An 18,948-nucleotide genomic window follows, 5' to 3' on the forward strand; every position below is an offset into this window, starting at 1 on the left:
AGACTGAGTGGTGATGTCTGATTCGTCGCCGGCCGTATTTGGGTATGCCGCCGCTCTTGCGGAGCTGAAGCAGCAAGTGCGCGCCGCCCGCTTCGCCGCCCAGCGCAGCGTGAACACGGAACTCATCCGCCTGTACTGGGGGATCGGTGCGACGATCCTGCAGCGCCAAGGTGACGAGGGGTGGGGGAGCAACGTCATCGGCCGGCTCGCAACCGATCTCCGCGCGGAGTTCCCGAAGATGAGGGGATTCTCGCCGCGAAACCTCGCCTACATGCGGGCGTTCGCCGCTGCCTGGGCTGACGACCAGATTCTGCAACAAGCTGTTGCACAACTGCCCTGGGGTCACATCACCGTCCTCCTCGACCGACTCGACGACCACGCTCTCCGTGACTGGTACGCCGCCCAGGCAGCCGCCCACGGTTGGTCCCGGAACGTGCTCGAGCACCAGATCCGTTCCGCCGCACACACCCGCTTGCAGGCAGCGCCAACGAACTTCGCCGAGGTCCTGCCGCCGGGGGACTCGGACCTGGCGCAGCAGATCACAAAGGACCCGTACGTTTTGGACTTCCTCGCCCTCGACGGCGACGCGAAGGAACGCCACCTCGAGCAGGCACTCGTAGACCGGATCATCGACACCCTCCGCGAGCTCGGGGAGGGGTTCGCGTTCGTGGGCCGGCAGGTGCACTTCGACGTCGACGGGGACGACTTCTACGTTGACCTGCTCTTCTTCCACGTCGAGCAGCTCCGCTACGTCGTTATCGAGCTGAAGACCGGGAAGTTCAAGCCTGAGTACCTCGGGCAGCTTGGGTTCTACGTCGCGCTCGTCGATGACAAGCTCCGCCGCTCGCAGCACGCGGACACGGTCGGGTTGCTCCTCGTCGCGGACAAGAACGACGCCGTCGTCCGGTACTCACTTGGCGGCCAGCAGGCGCCGGTTGGTGTCGCGAGCTACGACCTGCTGCCACCGGCTGTCCAAGCGGCTCTGCCTTCAGAAGACGATCTCGCGTCAGCGCTCAACCGTCCGGTGGACTGAATCCACCCCCTCGTTGAGACCGCAGTTTCCGGACCTGAAGGGTTTCGTCGCGGAAGCCTGCGCACATGCGTACGTTCGCGGCGGCATGGCCGGACCGGCGACTCCTGCAACAGGCTGTTGCACAACTGCCGTGGGGTCACGTCACGGTCCTCCTCGACCGGCTAGATGACGCTAAGGCACGCGACTCTCGAGCATTGCATGTCGGACGGTCGTTCTATCCTCGGCAGTGTGAACCCCACGGACGTTTTCGCTCAATTCCCCGCAGCCCTCCTGCAGGGACTCATCCACGCGTTCGCCGATCTGATCGCAGCAATCGGGCAGTTGTGGACCCAGCATCCCGTCATCGGCACCGCGTTCGGCCTTCTTGTCCTCGCTGGCATCGTCATGCCACGGCGGAAGCGTCACCGCCGATCCTGGTGATCGTCGTTCCGTCCTAGGGCTGAGCGTATGTCGGATGAGTTGCAAGCCGCAGTAATTGGCGCCATCGACGGCGCGGTCATCTTCGGTGCTATCGCCGTCCTCGTGTGGGTTCTGCAGGAAGCCTGCAGCATCGAGACGCTCAATCAGGCAGGCACGCATCCACCTCGCTCGCGAGGTCATTCGGGTCCGCGGCGACTCACCCCGAATGGTGGTTCCGCTGAACGAAATCCCCATGCTCTTCGCACATAGGAGCCGCTCGTGGCGCACTAGCGGCAGCTAGTGGACCACCCCGGCAGTCCCAAGAGCGACTCGGGGCTCGAGGCCATCTTGCTCCGAATGGGGGAAGATGTCGGTCAAGGACCATCCGTCCCACAGACCTCGCCGGGTTCCTTCGCGCTCAGGACGCTCAACCCCATGCACTAGCCTCAGCCCCGGATGTGAGAAGCCCCGGGCTGGGTGCACGGCTACGCCGAGCGTGCAGCGTTTGGGCCCACTATGAACTCCGCCTTATCGAAGGTCTCCGGTCTAGACGTGATCAGGTTTGACACCTGCATCCCGAAGGATGCCTGCGCGACGTCCCATGTGTCGCCGATCGGCATGATTGGGATGCTCTGATTGGACGCGCAGCAACGTGATCGAACGCTTTACGCCGTGCGACGGAAGCAAGCAGGTCGAGTTCCGCAAGCGACGCCTGGCCGACGACATCTGCACTGTCCTCATCTACGCGACCGCCCCAAGCAGCCGGGTGACCGGGCAGTTCACCGTCAGCGAGATGGTCACCGACAGCCCGGCACGGACCTGGGAGCAGTTCGGCCACCTCGGCGTGATTGAGAAGGAGGCGTTCTTCGCGTACTACGGCGACGCACCAACAGCGGTCGCCATAGTTGTGGGTGCTGCCGAGCGCTTCAATGCGCCACTCGCACTAGCTGCGTTCGAGCCCCGACTAGCGGTGCCGCAGTCCTTCGCGTACTTGCCCGCCGACGCGCGCGAGCTTGCGATGGCTGGCTGAGGACGTTCTGCAGAGCTCCCCGTGCCCGGTGGGCTTCCATGGCTACAAGCCGTGCTCCGCGACCTAGCCACGCTCCTCCGTTATCGCCATACAGCCCACGCTCGCTGCTGATCGATCGAGCCTACAAATTCGGTCTTGACCCTTTCGAGAGAAGGGCGTCCGGCGACGCTCCGCTCTAGACTGGTCGTCGGCCGGACGTGTCAGGGGGGGCGTATGAACGACGAGCGAACGGTGGCGGGCCACCTGTGGGACTACGCGGAGCAGCATGAGCGATACCAGCTTGCAGCGGCGCAACTCGCCTCTTACCTACGCGAGCTATTGAGCGATGCCGGGATCGACACCTTCACGGTGGAGGCACGCGCAAAATCACTGCTGTCCTACCGAGTCAAGTCCGAAAAGACAGATGCTGCGGGGAGTCCCAAGTATGTTCGCCCTGCACAGGAGATTGAAGATTGTATCGCTGCGAGAATCATCGTCTTCACGAAACGGGCCAGATCGCAGGCTGTCAAGCTTCTCGAACAGACCTGTGCAGTACGCGCGCCCGGAGCTGTGAACCCTGGCCACGACAAGCACAACGGTTACGACAGTGACCACCTCATCATCACGGCGTTCCAGGATGAAGAAGTTCAACGTCGCGCGCGCGACTTGCACTGGTTCCTCACTGTTCGTCCCGGGCTAGAAGTGCAGATCCGCACAGTCGCGGGGCATGCCTGGGCGGAGTATGAACACGACGTTCGTTATAAGACACCGTCCGACGAGGGGCAAGACGCCGTCACCTCGGGATACGACGCTTTGCCCGCGGATCAGCAGCTTCTCATCGATCAGCTCTTCGTCGAAGCGGGTGGCCTGCGCAAGTACCTCGATGCAACTTTCGACCACATTGAACAGGTCCTGCGTCCGGACATCACGAACCAGGCATCGCATACTCAGCCGGAGCCGGACGACGACCTTATCGTCATAGATACCCCGACCGTGGCGCTGAACGACACCTCTCTGTTGTCGTACCTCACCGGCCGCTACCCCGATCACGACCTTGGATCCGAGCGATCCCGCGAATTCGTCTTGGAGTGCGCACATCGGCTCGGCCTCTCCACGGTCGAAGCGCTTGATGCCGCTCTACAAGACGTGGATACGAAACGCGTCGCGTCCCTCATGCCTTACGAGAATCAGCCGACCGCCGTTCGACGGCTCGAAGATGACCTTCTCGCGCGCTTCGAAGAACAGTTGATCGTTGCCGCACTCCAGATCAGTACGGATCGTGGTGCCCTGCTCGAGGGCCGACTTCGACGTCTACGTGGCAAGCTCTTGATTTATACCGTGATCGGTGTAGATAGGCTCGAAGGGCGTTTCATGACAGCGGCTCGCACCTTCCGGGAACTCGTGCGATATGTAAGCGAGAAGCAAGGTCCGCAAGAGGCTACGATCCCCGGCCTGGTCTCGTTGAAAGATGATCTCGACTCCGGAGCGCGCGCAAGGCAAATTCGGACCGCGCAGGGTCCGCTTTGGGTGAACTCGAACCTGTCGAGGTCTGCCGCGGAGGTTGGCATGGTGACTCTCCTAGGGCGACTACAGGGCACCGGCATTCGGTTGCTGCGCGCCGGAGATGAATTGGCCGCGTCGCCGTGACAGCACCCAGGGTTGCAGTCACCTGCACGTGAGCGCGTTGCCTCACTGGAGGTTCCTCCGAGATCGCTGCTGCAGCAGTAGTCGACCACCTGTGAACACGCAATTGAGGGAATCGACACACGACGCAGCGAGACTCTCGATCGGACAGCTGCTAGCGGTGACACGATTCCCGGCGTCGTCGTACGTGTACGTGGTCAAGGTGGCTGCGGACGTGCCGGTGGCCGGGGTGCTCATACCGGTGACCTGCTGCGCGGCGTTGTAGTTCAGACTGTTGCCCGCTGCGGACGTCAGCGATCCGGCCGAGCTCGCGGCGAAGGTGCTGGTGTTGCTCGAGGTGAGCTGTCGAGCGCGTCGTAGGTGTATTGCTGCGTCGCGGCCCTGACATCCCGGCTGTAGGGTCAGGACGTGGACGGCCGCTACGACCAAAGCGAGTTGAACTTGTACGGCGCGGAGGATGACTTCGAGATGGACACGATCCTGCGCGCGCTTGATGCTGCGGCGGAGCCTATGACCCCCAGCGAGCCAGCAGGACGGGACTGGGGAGGGCTGCTTGCAGCGCCGCGGTGCCAGGCAGGCGAGCTTGACCGAGCGGACCTGCCCGACGAGCCAGGTGTCTATCTCTGGCTGCGTCGCGAGGCCCCACAGTACGTCGGTACCGCAACCAGCCTGCGGAAGCGGCTTTTCGATGCACCTGGGGGGCGGAGTGAGCCTGGCGGGGTCGTCCCTCAGGCGCAACGTCTGCGAGCTGCTGTTTCAGATTCCGCCCAGCGTCACTGGAAATCCCACACGGCAGAGGATCACAAGTGAACAAGCGGCGGCGATTCAACGTTGGCTGCGCGACTGCCAGCTGTCTTGGGTTCAGTCCCAATCGGCCGGAGACGCTGCTGCGATGGAGACTCGGTTGCGGCGAGCCTTCCGGCCGCCTCTGAACCGTATGTAACAGTGCCGGTCAGCTCGGGAACAAATGCTGCGCCCTAGCAGAGAGTAAGTACGAGGCCATGTCGGTCTGCAGGAGCGGCACTCCGTCGCGCTGTGGAGTCGTGAGGTCGGTGTACCAGTACAGACGGCGGACGTTCTTTGGGGAGCGCTGCTGAGCGACCTCGCGCGCTTCCTCGGCCGTGAGTAGCCAGACGCGATCTTGTTCGAGTGAGCAGAACGCCAGGAGCTGTGCGGGCGTGTCGTGCGGGAAGTTCCATCCGATTGCCGACCGGCCGGTCCCTCCAGCTGGAGTTGCACGTTCGACGGTCTTGACCTGAACGGTGGTTGCTGCACCGGTCGCTGGGGCGTAGACCACCAGATCGATGCCGGCATCGGTGGTCAGCCGAGCGCTATCGACCCCGAGTTTCAGGAGCTGGTACTGCACCAGTAGCTCGCCGGCGGCGCCGATGTGTTGCGTCGTCCGGCGTTTCTTCGGCGTCGACTCGTCAGAGATCACGAGCCCACTCTGCCCGCTCGTGCGCCCAGAAGTGGGGCTGTGCTCTGCGAGGGGGATGAGGACATGAGCTGACGGAGAACTGGCATAGTGATCCAACGATGGACACCGACAACGCGCTGCCGATCCGAGTGCTGACCAGCGATGCCGTGAGGTGGGCCATCACGGAGCTGAAGGGCAGGCGCACTCACCCGTTCTTCCTGCCCTATCTGCAGCTGTGCCGCCGCAGTGCGATCGAGCAGAGCAGCAGCAACATTTCACCCCAGTGGTCAGACCTGGGGGATTTGCTCGCAGTGCCAGGCGGCCCGCCGAATCGCCCGTACTACCGGCCTCTCAGCACGAAAGCTGACCGCGACGAGTCCAGCTACTGGATGAACAGCAACCTTGCCGGCATGTGGGCACCAAGCTCGATCCGTACGACTGCCGGGTTCTTGCTGGACGGGAACCAGTTCCGGCTCCCACAGAACCACGCAGAGCAGGCCCTGCACGCCTTCCTCTACGACGACCCGATGTCGGCTCTGGCGCTCGGCACCTTCCTCTTCCGCGACTACGGCTTCAATGGCGTGCCGGAAATGACTGCGACCGACCGCTTCTTGCGCGAGCGCGGCGTCATCGTACGACGCCAATCGGACGTGGTTCCGCGCGCGCTACGCGAGTGGTTCCGCCTTGACGACGAGGCTGCTGGTGTCCTTTTCAGTGATGCCTCGCCCTCGGTCGAGTTTGACTGGCTCGAGCTTCCGACTGAGGGGGCGCTCAATGGCTGACGCAGCACTTACCCCGATCCCGCTGCGACAACTCGACGCGGACGACCTCAGCATCGGCGTGGCAGCCACGGTCGAGCGTACTCACGCGTCGAACTCACCAGCGGCGCCAGCTTTGGACCCCGAAGATCCCATGCTGGCCCTGGTTGTCCGGTTGCTGCCACTGTATGGAGGCGTGATCTTCACCGGACCGCCCGGGACCGGAAAGAGTTTCAAGGCAGCTCAGATCGCAGAAGCGATCGCTGGCGACAAGGCACGGACCGAGTACGTCCAGTTTCACGCCTCGTACCAGTACGAGGACTTCATGGAAGGGTTCGCGCCGGACCCCGTGAAGGGCGGGTTCTCCCGGAAAGACGGCGTCTTCTTACGAATGTGCAAATTAGCCGGCCAGCAACCGGATGAGCGCTTCGTTCTCGTGATCGACGAGCTGAGCCGTGCGGACGCTGCGCGCGTCTTCGGGGAAGCGCTGACGTACGTCGAGAGGACCAAGCGTGGCCAGACCGTCACGCTGCCATCCGGTCGAACCACATCGGTCCCCGGGAATCTCGAAATCCTCGCGACCATGAACCCGATTGACCGCGGTGTTGACGAGGTCGATGCCGCGTTCGAACGACGCTTCGCCAAGATCCGCATGGATCCTGAGCGCAGCGCACTTGACGCCATTTTGGAGGACAACGGCGTCGATGACGCGCTTAAACAGCGAGTCCTTGCATGGTTCTCGATGATCAACAAGCTTGCCGACGACAACCCCGCAGCGGCCGTTGGCCACGCTTACTTCGTACAGGTCGACGGGGTCGACTCGCTGCGCGATCTTTGGGCCTTCCAGCTTCAGTACCTCGTGGGCCGAGCCTTCCGACTTGATCCCGAGGGGCGGACCGACGTTGAGACCGGCTGGCGGGCCATGTTCAGAGACGTCGACGGTGGGTGGGACGGGCTGCAGCCGCCAACGCCCGGCGCTGCGTCAACCACAGATGACGACGCGCCCGACAGCACCACGTAGGCATGCAAGTTCGGGACTGCGTCGAGTATGGGTACGTCGAGCTTGACCCAGCGGAGCTCCTTCGCCCGGATGGGTCGCTCGACGTCGCCGTCATCAGCCGGCTCAACCCCTTCACAGTCGACTACAAAGACGGCGCATTGCGCCTCCAAGCCGGAGGGATTGTCGGGGTTGTACCCGTCAACGATCGCTTGCTGTTGCGAATCAGGCCTCGCATCCCGATCGGCAATCTCAGCCGGATGGTTGAGCGCAGCGGCCATCAGCCTGCCGTAGTTGACGCCCTCCGTTCGTATGCCACAGCGCCGACCACCGCGGACTGGATGGTTGATTTCCTCGCTGACCGGCTCATCACCCTCGCTCACGAAGTCATCAACAGCGGGCTCTACCGAACGTATGTCCGTCGCACGGGATCTGGTTCCTCACCCCGCGGCCGCATCGACGTGGGCCCGACGATCAGGCATTTTGCCGCGCGCAACGTGACCTACCGAGCGCAGTACTCGTGGTTCGAACGAACCGTCGATAACCCACCGAACCGCTGCATTCGAGCCGCGCTCGACACGCTTCACCGTCGCTATGTTCTGGACCACGGGAACCAGCACGGCAGTCGCAAACGTGTACGGCGGCTCTCCCGTCTTCTACAAGCGTTCTCCGAGGCGTCCTCCGACAACGGCTCGCACTCATTTCTCGCTGACCCAGTCGTTGCCGGCATGACACCCCTGCCAGCATCTCGGAGCTATTACACGGACGCTCTACGAACAGCGGTCGCTATCGTGACGGGCAAGGGGTTGTCGCTCGACGATCCGTCAGGTGCTCTGCCCTTGGAGTCGTTACTACTCGACATGGGTCCGCTGTTCGAAAAGTACGTCCGCACTACCCTCCAGAGGCGAGCCGCAACCGACCGCTGGGGAATCAGCGTTCTTGACGGCAACAAGGACGGTGCGCTCCCGCTGTACGCCGACCCCCCAGCGGACGTCTACGTCAACGGGCGTGTGCAGCGCCCGCTCGGTCCCGCAGCGAGCGCAGTGCGGGTGACGCCTGATGTGGTTTTCCGCCGGGAGGACGGCTCCGTACCCCTCGTCGCAGAACTGAAAAACACCCTCATCAAGAAGCAGCTTCCCGACCGGTCCGAGGTCGAGCAAGCCGTCACTTACGCAACCCGGTACCAGACATCCGCGGTTCTGCTCGTGCACCCTAAAGGACACGGCGTCAAGGGCGGTCTGCAGTTCTGCGGACAGATCGGCGACGTGGCGGTGTTCGACTACCGGTATGACCTTAACGCCGCCGATATGGACACCGAAGACCGGCTCTTCAGCGACGCCGTAGCGAGTCTCTTGGACTCGGAGCTGATCAGCGAGACGGGCGAGGCGACCACTCGGGGGCTGCCGGCTCATCCATGAGCGGCACCAGATCCACACCGATGGCATCTCGTCCCATGCTGACTGCGGTCTTTAGGGTTGTTCCTGTTCCCATGAAGGGGTCGAGCACGACGCCGCGGCCTGGAGTGCCGTGGCCACAATCAGTCCAGCCGACTGTCACCTTCTTCGAGAAGGTGAACTCGCGGAAGTAACCGCCGAGCGCAGCCTTCGCTTCGGTGGCGAGCCGCTGCACTTCTAGTGAGTTTCGGCCGGTGCCGTTTTGGAACTTGGTGGCCTTACCGACGTCCGAGACCCCGGTCGCCTGAATCGCTCTGATGTGTTCATCGGTCAGTCCAGCCGCGTCAGCCAGTTCCATTGCGCGCTTCGCTTGCGGCCGGCTGGGATCCAGCTCTCGAGTGCGCTCGATCACGCGCCGTCGAGCGGTCCCGCAGGTTGCGCACACTTGCTCTGGAGCACCGAGGAGGACAGCACGTCGAACGAGTTCCTGTGGGTAGGGGGCGAGGTGTGCGCCCATGTTTCGTTCGGGGTTAATCGTCCACACGTCGCCCGGATTGGCGCCATTGCCCACAGCGTTCGAGTACCCGACGAGGTCGTAGTAGTAGTTCGGCTTATAGGTGAAGTGAATAATGTACTCGTGACGCGAGGCGAGCCGATCGCGGGCGGGGTCAGGCATGCCCCCTTCTTTCGCCCAGATGATGCGGTTTCGCACCGACCAACCAGCGTCGATGGCCTTCGCTTCGATGCGAGACGGGATTCCAACGAGGGAGCGTCGGTGGTATGTGTCACCGACGTTCAAGAAGATCGAACCGCTCGGGCGCAGAACGCGCCGCCACTCCGTGAGGCAATCCATGATTGAGGACACGTAAGCCTCAGGCGTTGCCTCCAAGCCGATCTGGTCCACGTGCCCGTAGTCACGCTTGTTCCAGTACGGCGGCGAGGTCACGATGAGATCGACGGAGTCGTCAGGCAGATCGATGCTGCGAGCGTCTCCGTTGATGATGCTGATTGAGGGGGGAACGAGTCCCGGCTCCCAGGCTTCCAGTGGAGTAACCGAAGCGGTGCCAAGCCGAGCACCAGACAGTTGCCGGCTCGGTCGTGCAGCAGCTTCGGGGTCGCTCATCGGCGGTCTTCCAATCCTCTGGGCGCGGGTCCGCGCTGTGTACGGGAGTCGACGTTAGTGGAAGAACGCCAGCTCGTCGACCCCTGATTCGCGCACACCGCGGCGGTATGCAATGCGTCGCGTAGACGCTATCCGGAACCACTGACCATGCTCCATCAGGAGCCAAACGGCTCCGACTGTTCGGGCGGTGCGACACCGAAGTGGGGTGCTCGTCACCCAGATCAGTTAGCCCTCGTCCCGCTCTTGCTCGGCTCGCTCTGCCGCGCGAACTTCCCGGCGGGCGCGCCAGATGGCAGTGACCAGCGGCGGACCCGCCTGCATCGCGACTTCGCACCCTATGAGGGCGCCCCACCCAAGCAGCGACGCGCGCGTAGCGCTGAGCCCTGCACGGCGGAGGTTCCCCGGCGCCGCTGCTCGGCCACCGCCGCCGCTCGCGATGGAGCCGCCGCCGATGTGCGCCTCCGCCGCGCTCTGATGTGCTGCGCCATGCAGACCCGAGACGGGGACACCGGTGCCGGCTACGCCGTTTTCGGCGCGATGCCACAGATCCTGCCTGGCGTTCTGATTTGCGGCGAAGGGGCCATCGATGTGCGGTCCGAGGTTGGCGATCGGAGACGGTGCGACCGGCAGTGTGTACTGCTGCTGGTCGGCGATGAGTTGCGCCTCAAGATGGTGCAAGAACGCCTGACGCTGCACGTGTCTGCGTTCGTTCTTGTCCATCGCACTGCCTTCGTATTGGTTCGGTCGGCTGTCAGGGAGGCTGTCTCCGTGAACAGTACCGCCGTAGAGCAACACAGAGCGGTGAAGGCCGCGTGTGGGCCGCTGCGCCCGCTACCATCCAGGTCGGAGGATGACCCGTTTAAGATGACCCGCATTGCACACCGCTTCGCTGGTGGCGTCTCGCTTATCGAGCGCCCGGTTCTTCCGGCCGCATGAACTGGCCTCCGCAGTCCGAGTCGGATGTCCTCGCGGCGCTCAAGCGTGGCGACGTCGTGGAGTCGAGTCAGCTCGACGTCAAGCTCACGGTCGGCACTACTGACGGGGAGCGTCGGGGGACGGCAAAGGACCTGGCGAGCTTCGCGATCGATGGCGGCGCGCTCCTGATCGGCGTCCGCGAGGACAAAGTGAATCGAACGTTCTCCCCAGAGCCGTTCGCGCTGCACGACATGGTCGAGCGGATCGAACTAATCGCCGCGACCCTAGTCGAGCCGTCGCTGCCGGTGCACCCACGCGAGATCCCCTCTGGCACAGACGGGCTCGGATACGTCTGGGTCGACATCCCTGAGAGCCCCGACGCACCGCACATGGTCGACGGCCGCTACTACGGACGGGGCGAGCGAACCAACCGGAAGCTCGGCGACGCTGAGGTACTTCGGCTGCATCGTGCTCGCGGATCCGAGCTCGAACTGAGCCGTGTCGCGCTTGACGCCCTGCACAATCAGGACCCTTACGTTTCGGCGAGACCGAACGCCCCGGCTGCTGAGCCCGCCGCCAGCTACGGGCACCTCTACCTGGTGGCCACACCGCATCGTCACGTCGCCGACCGCGCCGAAGACCTCTTGTGGGAATCGCAGGACAAGCTGCGAGCGTTCGATCAAGCCTCCGACGACGCTCTTACGCCCTTTCTTAGGAACTGGTCGTCGTACCTCAGCATGGGTAGTTCGCTCGTGCAGCGCTCGACAGCGATCTCCCTGACGAACCTTCGCGAGAACGACCCCGACAACAAATTTGGGGAGCAGTACGGCCTGGAGATCAGGATCGAGTCAGATGGCACTGTCGGCATGATCTACACCGGGTTCAGCACCGCCGCGGACGAGGAAGATCCGGGCACGATTCAGGATGGGACCCTGGTCGGGGGAGCGTGGAAGCTCCTGAGCCTGGCCCGGAGCGTCGCCGAGCACGTCGGATACGCGGGCAGTTGGGACGTAGCACTTAGAGCCACCCTCCTCCAAGGACGCCAGTCCTCCGCCGTCGATGATGGGCGCGGATTCTACCGCGCTCCGAAGCCTGCCTACGATCAGCCCATCAACGAGCAGTTCACCCGCGTCCATCATCAAGAGCTCGAGCACCCAGCGGCGGCAGTGCGTCGCCTCACCAGGCCGCTCCTTCGTGCCGTGGGCAGCTGGAGGGTCTTCGAGGAGAACGTGCCAGAGCTTAGTGCGCTGGCGACCTCAGGGCGCGCGTAGGCCGCGCCCTCCCGCGCGACCGCGATTGGCACAACGGATGCGGCACCGTTCCCGTTCCACGCTTCGGCGCTGTCTCGGAGGGCGTCCCGGGCGTATTGGGCGTCTGTACGATTCAGCAGCTGAGCCCCTTCGAACGCGAGTGGGGCACTTTGAAGTGATTGGTGCTTCACCGTGACCGCCCTGGTGGGGTACTGGCTGAGCTGTACTTGCCATCGCCAGGGCCGCGGACTCGAACCTGTCACGAACGCCTCCCCGCGGCACCACCGAGCTCGGCGACTCGTAGCCCGAGGAAGTAAGTGCTTCACCCGCACTCGATCATTTGGACGACCTGGGCCGCTCCGGACCTCCTCGCTTCGCGGCGCGCTCGGAGAGATGTGTCACGCGACGAGAGACCCTCAATCGCCCCGGGGGGAGTGCTGGTGTCTTCATCTAATCGAATGTCACCCGTTCAATCTGAGATAAGACACATTATCGGCTCTTAGATACGACAAAGTCCTGCTCTTTAAGCGTCCGCATGCGTCGTGCGTCGAGGGCACGGAGAGTCGTCCGGCGGATCACCGCAATGGGTGCGGGCATGGCCTCGCCCGCTGACGTCGTGGAGCTCGGTCTTTATGGTCACGCGGCCCGTGCGGGCAGGATCCAGTGCGAGCGTGTGCGTTGCCGTGGCCGTGTAGTGGTGCGTGCGCTCGTCGATCGTCAACGGGTAGTCCTGCACGAGGCGCGTTCCGCAGAAGCTCGCGTCCGTCGAGCTAATGCGCTGCGCCACGGAAATTGCTGAGGCTCGAATATCTCAACTGTTCACCTTCTTGATCACGATGCTTGAAAAAGCTAAGCCCGGCTCGGTTCGGGTAGTCAGCACGGCGACCAACTCATCGTCGCCTAGTATTCGTATGGGCGCCGGATGTGAGCCACGCTGAGGAGCCGACGAAAGCGACGGGTCGGCGGCCGCGGCATGAGAGGTTAAATCCCTGTCGCGGGTGTGTCGCCAGATGTCAGTTAGGCTTCTCGGTTTTCGGAGAGCGCTTTCTGATATCCGGGTAAAGATCGGAGATATTTTCATTGACGAGCTTCTCAACCATCACTGGGTCGGTTTCCCAAACGCACGGGTACTCTCGCAGGAACTCGTGAACGAGAACGGCGTCACTGAGCAGCCCGGCCATCTGATCGGGAAATCCCTCACCATCGAGTGATGGTAAATCACGATGTCCCGGCAGGTGAAGTACGAATCCGCCGTCGGGCGGTTCTCCGAAAGTCTCCAGCCAGATATATTCGTTCGACGAGACTATTCTGCCAACAAGTCCATCCGTGGGCCAACCATTTTCATAGGATGGGAGCCCATTCGGGTAGTCAGTAAAAGACATGGTGGCTCCTTCTCATGTGCTGGGTGCCGAGGTTGTAACTGTGCCCCTTACGCGGATCATAGGAGTAGCGGCTCCAGCGTTTCCTGCCTCGCAAGAAGCCGCGACCGTGCCCCGATCTCTCCCATCGGGCCCCTCTTCCGGCCCAGACTCGTCCATTGAATCGAACTGCGTCGCGCCTGTCTTCGCCGGAACCGACCATTGCTTGTGACATGCGGCTCCCTTGCTGGCTCACTGCCGGTTACACCGCACTGGCCACACATGTCGACGAAGGTCGTGCAGGTCGGGCGAAGCTCTGGGTCGCATCACGAGGGCGCGCCGTGCGTCGGCGCGGAAGTCACGCCGGCGGCGAAGAGCTCCTGCGCAGCAGCTGGCGCCCGGCGGTAGCCGCGGAGGTGTTGGCTCGGTTATCGCGGCCGACACCTCACGCGAGTTGCTTCATAACGCTCGTTATCGGTCCTCGCTCGGTGAGAAGATCTTGGAATGAAGCTTGACGAGATCCGAGCGCTGATTGCTCAGACGGGCTCAGATGACTGGCAGCGCATTGAGGCACCGCTCTACAACCACTGGATCGACTGGAGCAGCAGCGGCTTCGAGGGGTCCATCACCCACACCAGTCGTGCGGTTCTTCGAACGGACATCGACATATCGGTCGAATGGGGTATGCATCGGCCTGGTGAGCGCGATGAGTATCACCCGTGGGCGGAAGGTCTTTTCGCCGACCCGGACGTGCATTCGTTCTGGGTCGACGTCTTCTACCGAGGCGCCCACGTCGACCGACGCACTTTGGTCTCGGTCGACGGCAACCGCGCGTACTTCCCGTCCCCGAAGCCGACGCGCGCGGACAGCGACGAGCTGGTGCTGTCTCCGGACGACGCCGTGTTCACGTGGTCCGTGACGGAGGAGGAGTACGCATTCGCTGCGGCCATCAACGACCTGGACCGCAATGATTTCGAAGGGCTATTCAGCAGGACGGACGTGATGATCGTCCGTCCTGACTAGCTCAGCCGCTCGCCCCGAGCGTGCCCCGCTGCTAGCTCGCAATTGTGCGGACATCGACGAAGAGGCCGGGCGGCGGTGCCGTGTAAGGCAGCAGTTCGCCCGGGCCCGTCGTGCCCGACGAGTTCCCGAACGGACCCGCGGGGCTCATCAGGACACCCATGTGGTGATCGGCGTGGTCACGCCACCACACACTCATCCCGGTCGCTCGGTCGTTGCGGAAGTGCTCCCAGGTGCGCCAGAGCGCGTCGAGGCGTGCGACGGCCTCCGGGTGCATCCACCAGCGGCCGTCCCACGGGTAGTCGCCCTTCGGGCTGACCTCGCGCCGGTACGCGACGACCAGGAACTCGCGCACGAACTCGTCGGCCGAGCCGTATAACGTCTCCGGCCCGGGCTGCAGCGCGTCCGCCGCGTCGTCCACGTGCCCGTCCCACTCCGCGACCATGCTCACCGTCCGTCCTCCGCCTCGAGCGGCGTGCCCGTCGACGCGTTCTGCCACGGGTTGCCCTCAACGGGCACCGTCGCGGTCGCGGTAGCCGTCGACGTGGTCCGTCCGACCCGCTCGCCGGCGTCGTACGCCGCGATCGACGCCTGCACCTTGTCCGCGTCCTTGCTCTCGTACCAGGGGGCCGTGCGGATCATCGAGGACCGAAGCCCCGACGCGAGGAGGATCGCGCGGCCGCGGGGTAGCTCGGCGAGTTCGGATGTGTCGAGGATGCGCCGGCGGTTGTTCTGTACGTTGGCCGACCGGACGCCCTTGTTCATCGAGTACGACACTGTTTCGTGGTCGTAGTCACCGATCAGCTCCGACAGCTCCCGCAGCCACTCGGTCTCCTTCACGCCGCCCAGGTACACGACCTCGTTGGCGGCGGAGAAGAGCTTGCGCATCCCGGCGAGGCTGAACACGTCGACGCCCTGCGACCAGGACTGGAAGATTGACATGATCGGGATCCGACGCGACCTGTAGTGCGAGTACAAGTCAGGGAGGGCCTTCCACCGGCACACGTTCGCGGCCTCGTCGAGATGCACAGCAGCGGCGTCCCCAGTCGTCCGCCGTGCTGCGTCTTGGCGGTCGTTCGCCGGCCTCGACGACGGCGACGGTCAGCGCGGTCACCAGCGGCGCCGCGGTGCCCTCACCTTCCTTGGACAGCGGGTACAGCGTGTCCGTGCCCCGCACGAACTCGTCCGGGCTGAACTGCGGGCGACGATCGCCGGCCATGTTCCCGCCGAGCGGGGTCACCCACCGGCCGATGCGGCTGTTCTTCAAGCACGCCGCCATCTTCCGGGCAGACCCGTGGACGCCGTCGCGCTGCTTCGGGGACGTGCGGGACTGGCTCTCGACGTCGTCCGCGATCAGGTCGCACCCCGCGGCGGAGCACGGACACAATCTCGCGATTGTCCGGGTCGGTCAGCCACGTGAACACGGCGGTGATCGGCGGCCATCCAGGGCCGCGGGGAGCAGCATGCCGGCGAGCAGGTCCTTCCCGGCTGGGTGGAAGAACGCATCGTCCTTGTCGCCGGGCTCCAGGGAGCTGGCGGCGAAGTGCCCGGCCAGCTTCGCGGCCGTGGTGTCGTCCGTGACGTACGACAGCGGGTTCCACCACCACGTCGGCGGCTCGTCGACGACTTCCTGCGGGTCGAACACCCACGTCGTGCCGACCTCGTCGCGGAGCGTCCGGGTCGTCTCGACCGTGTCCGGCTTGTTCGACGTGGTCAGCAGCGCGCCCAAGGCGGCGAGGATCGCTGGGACGACCAGCAATGCCGTCTTCCCACGCGGGGGCGGGCGATGCCGATCATGAGGTCACCCCACGAGGCCCAGCGCACGCGGGTCGGGCTCGTCTAATGGTGTTCGGTCAAGCCTGGCGCGACGACGAATCCCTCTGCACGACCACCACCGTGATCTGAATCAGCGCGACAACGATCCCGATGGCCGTCGAACCGTGGACCATCTGTTCCGCGGCCAGGCGACGTCGTCACATCAGCCGCCGGACCCCGAGTATCTCAACCAAGGGCTGAACCTCACGCCCCCTGGCGAGCCACTCGACAGGGTCGATCGGGATGCCGTCGATTCGTGTGGAGGAGTGCGGTGTCGTCATGAAGCCAAGGATCGACGCTGGGTGCATGTCATCATCGAATGCTTCGATCAAGGTCGACAGCTGATGCAAGACCGGGCGGCCGGGGTCGTCCGTAAACTGCCACGCCGGGAACAGCAGCTCGTTGTCCGCGACGAACGCAAACAGGTCCCCAGACGCGAGTCGCGCTAGTACCCGCGCGGTCCCCACCTTCAGCCAGTCGGATGCCTCCTCGAAGGTGATTGCGGCGTTCAGCGCGCTTTGCCTGACGCTGCGTTCGAGCGCGTCAAGGTCGCCACGCGCCACGGATGTCCTTGCTGCTTCGTATTGCTCATGCGTCCAAGGAAGGGACTCAAGGATCGCTTGCTCTGCGCGATGCTTTAGCCCCTGGCCGTCCCGCCGGTGCTCCAACTCTCGTGAGCGCCCAAAGTCGTGACCCGCGGCGTGAACACCCAGCAATGGTGCCAGGTTTCCGCGCCACGGCCGCTGGCGGCCTTCGCGACCTCGGCCAGTCGCCGCAGTGTGGTCGGCATCTGCGAAGTCCATCGCTGCGAGTATGTGAACCCTGTCCGGCAGCTCCTCGCCCATCCTGGCGGCGAGGGCAACGCGAGCGCGCGCTCGAGCGATCTGGAGACGTGTCGGCATGGGATCAACCGTCCTTGTTCGGCTTGCTTATCGGTAAACGCTGGCCCCGACGTCGTGCCGCTTCGCGGTCTGCCTCTGCGCTGATGTACCGCGAGGCGGCAAGCCTGTCGGCATCGGCGTAGGCCTGGAGGACCTGCACGACCAATCGACGAAGGGCCTCCCGTTGCGCCAGCGACGACTGTTCCCAGGGAGTGTGATCCCCTACTGAATTCCCGTCTGGGGCGTTCGCGAGGCATTGGGCGGTCAACTCGATGACATCCTGCCAGGGTGGCGGCCATCGATTTGAGAGAGAAGAGCCGACTTCACGGCGGAGCTCTGGAGGCTCCGGAGGGACATAAGTCATGCGACCAGGGTGCCGGGTAGGGGGAGGCTAAGAGCGGAAGCGGGGTGGTCTTTTCCTTGGACCGTTCCAAGTCCTCGAAAACGAGAAAAACATGTGCGACACGCGGGGTAGGAGTGCAGGTCGATGCCCGCAGCACTCGCTTGAGGTCGTTCAGCAGCAGTGGCGCCATGCGCCTGGTTGGCCGTGGGTTGTCGCGCCGGATGCCGGCGAGGGTGTCCTTGACCGTACGGGTCGCGCCCGGAGGGGCGAGGTTCTCGCGCTCGTGCCGGACGTTGATTGAGGTGACCCACCTCGAGATCGTGCTCGGTGCGTAGACGTGGTCTCCGCTGCCCGGCTCAACGAGCGCAGCGCGGTCGGTGATGTAGGCCGCGACGGTCTGTGGCTGCGCGGGCAGGGCCCGCCGGCCATGGACGTCCCAACAGCGCTCGAACGCCGCCCAGTCGCCCTCGTAGACCCGTCTGGTGCCCGCGGCGCTCGCTTGCGCAGTGTTCTGCGCGATGCCCTCGAGCAGCTCAGGACGGAGAGGCGAATCTGCGAGTTCGAGATCGTTCCCGATGTGCGTGATCACGCGCGCAGGGAGGCCCTGGGCGGGGAGTGGCAGCAGTTCGGTCATGGCGGTTCGAGCCTACGAATCACCCCGGACACGAGCAGATCCGACGGCTTCAGAGCACCGATCGAGTCGAAACCGGGCGAGTAGACCATCCGCCGAATAGCTGCGATAACTGTGATTCTCGTCGGCTTGGATCCGACTTCTTGAAGTGACACTGGGCTGAGCTTGTCGGCGGGTGCAGAGGACGACGATCACCTCATTGGCGGCCGTCTGATGAGTCCGGCGCTGGGTGTCCGACGACGTGACGTCGGCGGCAGCTGCGACAGGGGAAGCTGGGTGCATCTCGGATACTTCCTCGACAAGTGAGTGGGAGCCCCGGACGCTGGTTATCGGCGCGAGAACGCAGCAAGATGGGGATGAGGAGCCGGGGAGGAATCAGGTGAACGACGCAGTGGACGTGCCCGCTGCCGCGGACGGTCATCCGCAGCTCGGTTCGGTGCACAAGAACGGTGACCGCCGGTTCGGGACGACGGGGCTCCTTGCGAGTGTCTATGCCAGCCGCGGGACGCCGCAGGCGTCGAATCTCTACCGCTCGAGCGTGACCGAGCGCATGCGTGGGGTGCGCTTGGGCAACGAGCTCTGTGTGCGGTGGGATGGAAGCCACTGGTGGGCGGCCTCGCCCGCCGGGACGGTCGGACGACTCACCTGGTCGAAGAACCCCCGGGAGGCGACCGCGTACGTCCCTTACGGCCGGAGGCCGTTCGACTTCAACGACGGGAAGTTGCACGTGCAGAGCGTCACGATCAGCGCCGTCGGCGAGGTCGTCAACTGCGGCGGGTACGTGGTGCCCGACCACTACGTGCCGGCGGACTGGCCGATGACGCCGATGCCGGACCCGGCGGAGCGAGAGCTGACCATGACGATCGGCGTTCCCGTGCCGGCGGGAGCCTCCGAGGCGCGCGTCGCACCACCGAGACGCCGCGGGTGGTTCGGGCGGCTCACGGGACGATGACGATGACCT

Annotated in this window: 21 protein-coding genes; 11 read left to right on the plus strand and 10 right to left on the minus strand. The window is 64.2% G+C overall.

Annotated elements, in window-relative coordinates; translation table 11 throughout:
* The first annotated feature begins 13 nt into the window (after positions 1–13).
* The 5 genes from DEJ32_RS14770 to DEJ32_RS16695 all read left to right on the plus strand — a co-directional run bounded on the left by DEJ32_RS14770 (position 14) and on the right by DEJ32_RS16695 (position 5,028).
* The gene (locus DEJ32_RS14770) at positions 14–1,033 is read left to right on the plus strand and encodes a YhcG family protein (RefSeq protein ID WP_181420703.1); all 1,020 of its coding nucleotides are present in this window, start codon (positions 14–16) and stop codon (positions 1,031–1,033) included.
* 228 nt (positions 1,034–1,261) lie between these two features.
* Positions 1,262–1,453, plus strand: coding sequence for a hypothetical protein (locus tag DEJ32_RS16425; protein WP_220033040.1), 192 nt, complete (start codon positions 1,262–1,264; stop codon positions 1,451–1,453).
* Between the two features lie 631 nt (positions 1,454–2,084).
* Positions 2,085–2,462 (plus strand): ASCH domain protein, encoded by a 378-nt coding sequence (locus tag DEJ32_RS14780; RefSeq protein ID WP_110901830.1) that lies wholly within the window; start codon positions 2,085–2,087, stop codon positions 2,460–2,462.
* A gap of 213 nt (positions 2,463–2,675) precedes the next feature.
* Positions 2,676–4,088 carry a RelA/SpoT domain-containing protein gene (locus DEJ32_RS14785; protein ID WP_110901831.1) on the plus strand — a complete coding sequence of 471 codons (1,413 nt, stop codon included), beginning with the start codon at positions 2,676–2,678 and terminating at the stop codon, positions 4,086–4,088.
* Positions 4,089–4,773: 685 nt separating this feature from the next.
* Positions 4,774–5,028 carry a GIY-YIG nuclease family protein gene (locus DEJ32_RS16695; RefSeq protein WP_375342328.1) on the plus strand — a complete coding sequence of 85 codons (255 nt, stop codon included), beginning with the start codon at positions 4,774–4,776 and terminating at the stop codon, positions 5,026–5,028.
* Between the two features lie 9 nt (positions 5,029–5,037).
* On the opposite strand, the gene DEJ32_RS14790 is transcribed toward DEJ32_RS16695, so the two are convergent.
* Positions 5,038–5,523, minus strand: a complete 486-nt coding sequence (locus tag DEJ32_RS14790) for a hypothetical protein (RefSeq protein ID WP_110901832.1) — start codon at positions 5,521–5,523, stop codon at positions 5,038–5,040.
* 98 nt (positions 5,524–5,621) lie between these two features.
* Here DEJ32_RS14790 and DEJ32_RS14795 point away from each other — a divergent pair, with 98 nt between their 5' ends.
* From DEJ32_RS14795 to DEJ32_RS14805, 3 genes are read left to right on the plus strand one after another with little or no spacing between them, the layout of a single operon-like run.
* Entirely contained in the window at positions 5,622–6,284 is a 663-nt protein-coding gene (locus tag DEJ32_RS14795) for a hypothetical protein (RefSeq protein WP_110901833.1), read from the plus strand.
* A complete protein-coding gene (locus DEJ32_RS14800; protein ID WP_110901834.1) occupies positions 6,277–7,281 on the plus strand; it encodes an McrB family protein in 1,005 nt (334 codons plus the stop codon). Before DEJ32_RS14795 ends, DEJ32_RS14800 begins: the two co-directional genes overlap by 8 nt.
* A 2-nt stretch (positions 7,282–7,283) precedes the next feature.
* Positions 7,284–8,675 carry a hypothetical protein gene (locus tag DEJ32_RS14805; protein WP_110901835.1) on the plus strand — a complete coding sequence of 464 codons (1,392 nt, stop codon included), beginning with the start codon at positions 7,284–7,286 and terminating at the stop codon, positions 8,673–8,675.
* Here DEJ32_RS14805 and DEJ32_RS14810 read toward each other — a convergent pair.
* Both DEJ32_RS14810 and DEJ32_RS16050 read right to left on the minus strand, forming a co-directional pair.
* Complete coding sequence (locus DEJ32_RS14810) at positions 8,626–9,774, minus strand: site-specific DNA-methyltransferase (protein ID WP_110901836.1); 1,149 nt, start codon at positions 9,772–9,774, stop codon at positions 8,626–8,628. The two genes, DEJ32_RS14805 and DEJ32_RS14810, sit on opposite strands and share 50 nt — an antisense overlap.
* Before the next feature lie 225 nt (positions 9,775–9,999).
* Complete coding sequence (locus DEJ32_RS16050) at positions 10,000–10,494, minus strand: hypothetical protein (RefSeq protein WP_146234180.1); 495 nt, start codon at positions 10,492–10,494, stop codon at positions 10,000–10,002.
* A 212-nt stretch (positions 10,495–10,706) separates the two neighbouring features.
* Between DEJ32_RS16050 and DEJ32_RS14820 the strand changes: the two genes are divergently transcribed.
* Positions 10,707–11,960 (plus strand): helix-turn-helix domain-containing protein, encoded by a 1,254-nt coding sequence (locus DEJ32_RS14820; RefSeq protein WP_110901838.1) that lies wholly within the window; start codon positions 10,707–10,709, stop codon positions 11,958–11,960.
* A gap of 992 nt (positions 11,961–12,952) precedes the next feature.
* Here DEJ32_RS14820 and DEJ32_RS16055 read toward each other — a convergent pair.
* Positions 12,953–13,321, minus strand: a complete 369-nt coding sequence (locus tag DEJ32_RS16055; RefSeq protein ID WP_146234181.1) for a hypothetical protein — start codon at positions 13,319–13,321, stop codon at positions 12,953–12,955.
* A gap of 480 nt (positions 13,322–13,801) precedes the next feature.
* Between DEJ32_RS16055 and DEJ32_RS14830 the strand changes: the two genes are divergently transcribed.
* A complete protein-coding gene (locus DEJ32_RS14830) occupies positions 13,802–14,320 on the plus strand; it encodes a hypothetical protein (RefSeq protein ID WP_110901840.1) in 519 nt (172 codons plus the stop codon).
* Positions 14,321–14,351: 31 nt separating this feature from the next.
* Here DEJ32_RS14830 and DEJ32_RS14835 read toward each other — a convergent pair whose 3' ends face one another.
* The 6 genes from DEJ32_RS14835 to DEJ32_RS16065 form a co-directional block, all read right to left on the minus strand.
* The gene (locus DEJ32_RS14835; protein ID WP_110901841.1) at positions 14,352–14,762 is read right to left on the minus strand and encodes a DUF4913 domain-containing protein; all 411 of its coding nucleotides are present in this window, start codon (positions 14,760–14,762) and stop codon (positions 14,352–14,354) included.
* 2 nt (positions 14,763–14,764) lie between these two features.
* Positions 14,765–15,346, minus strand: a complete 582-nt coding sequence (locus tag DEJ32_RS16570; protein ID WP_309146434.1) for a TraG/TraD/VirD4 family protein — start codon at positions 15,344–15,346, stop codon at positions 14,765–14,767.
* A complete protein-coding gene (locus DEJ32_RS16575) occupies positions 15,297–15,584 on the minus strand; it encodes a hypothetical protein (RefSeq protein ID WP_258369089.1) in 288 nt (95 codons plus the stop codon). The genes DEJ32_RS16570 and DEJ32_RS16575 overlap by 50 nt, the downstream gene beginning before the upstream one ends.
* Positions 15,585–15,725: 141 nt before the next feature.
* Positions 15,726–16,076 carry a hypothetical protein gene (locus tag DEJ32_RS16580; RefSeq protein WP_258369090.1) on the minus strand — a complete coding sequence of 117 codons (351 nt, stop codon included), beginning with the start codon at positions 16,074–16,076 and terminating at the stop codon, positions 15,726–15,728.
* 214 nt (positions 16,077–16,290) lie between these two features.
* Entirely contained in the window at positions 16,291–16,935 is a 645-nt protein-coding gene (locus DEJ32_RS16060; protein ID WP_146234182.1) for a hypothetical protein, read from the minus strand.
* Positions 16,936–17,336: 401 nt separating this feature from the next.
* Positions 17,337–17,990 carry a hypothetical protein gene (locus tag DEJ32_RS16065; RefSeq protein ID WP_146234183.1) on the minus strand — a complete coding sequence of 218 codons (654 nt, stop codon included), beginning with the start codon at positions 17,988–17,990 and terminating at the stop codon, positions 17,337–17,339.
* Between the two features lie 376 nt (positions 17,991–18,366).
* On the opposite strand from DEJ32_RS16065, the gene DEJ32_RS14860 reads away from it, so the two are divergent.
* A complete protein-coding gene (locus tag DEJ32_RS14860) occupies positions 18,367–18,939 on the plus strand; it encodes a hypothetical protein (RefSeq protein ID WP_146234184.1) in 573 nt (190 codons plus the stop codon).
* Positions 18,940–18,948: the final 9 nt, after the last annotated feature.

The organism is Curtobacterium sp. MCPF17_046 (assembly GCF_003224295.1).
In the GTDB taxonomy this organism is placed as follows: Bacteria; Actinomycetota; Actinomycetes; order Actinomycetales; family Microbacteriaceae; genus Curtobacterium.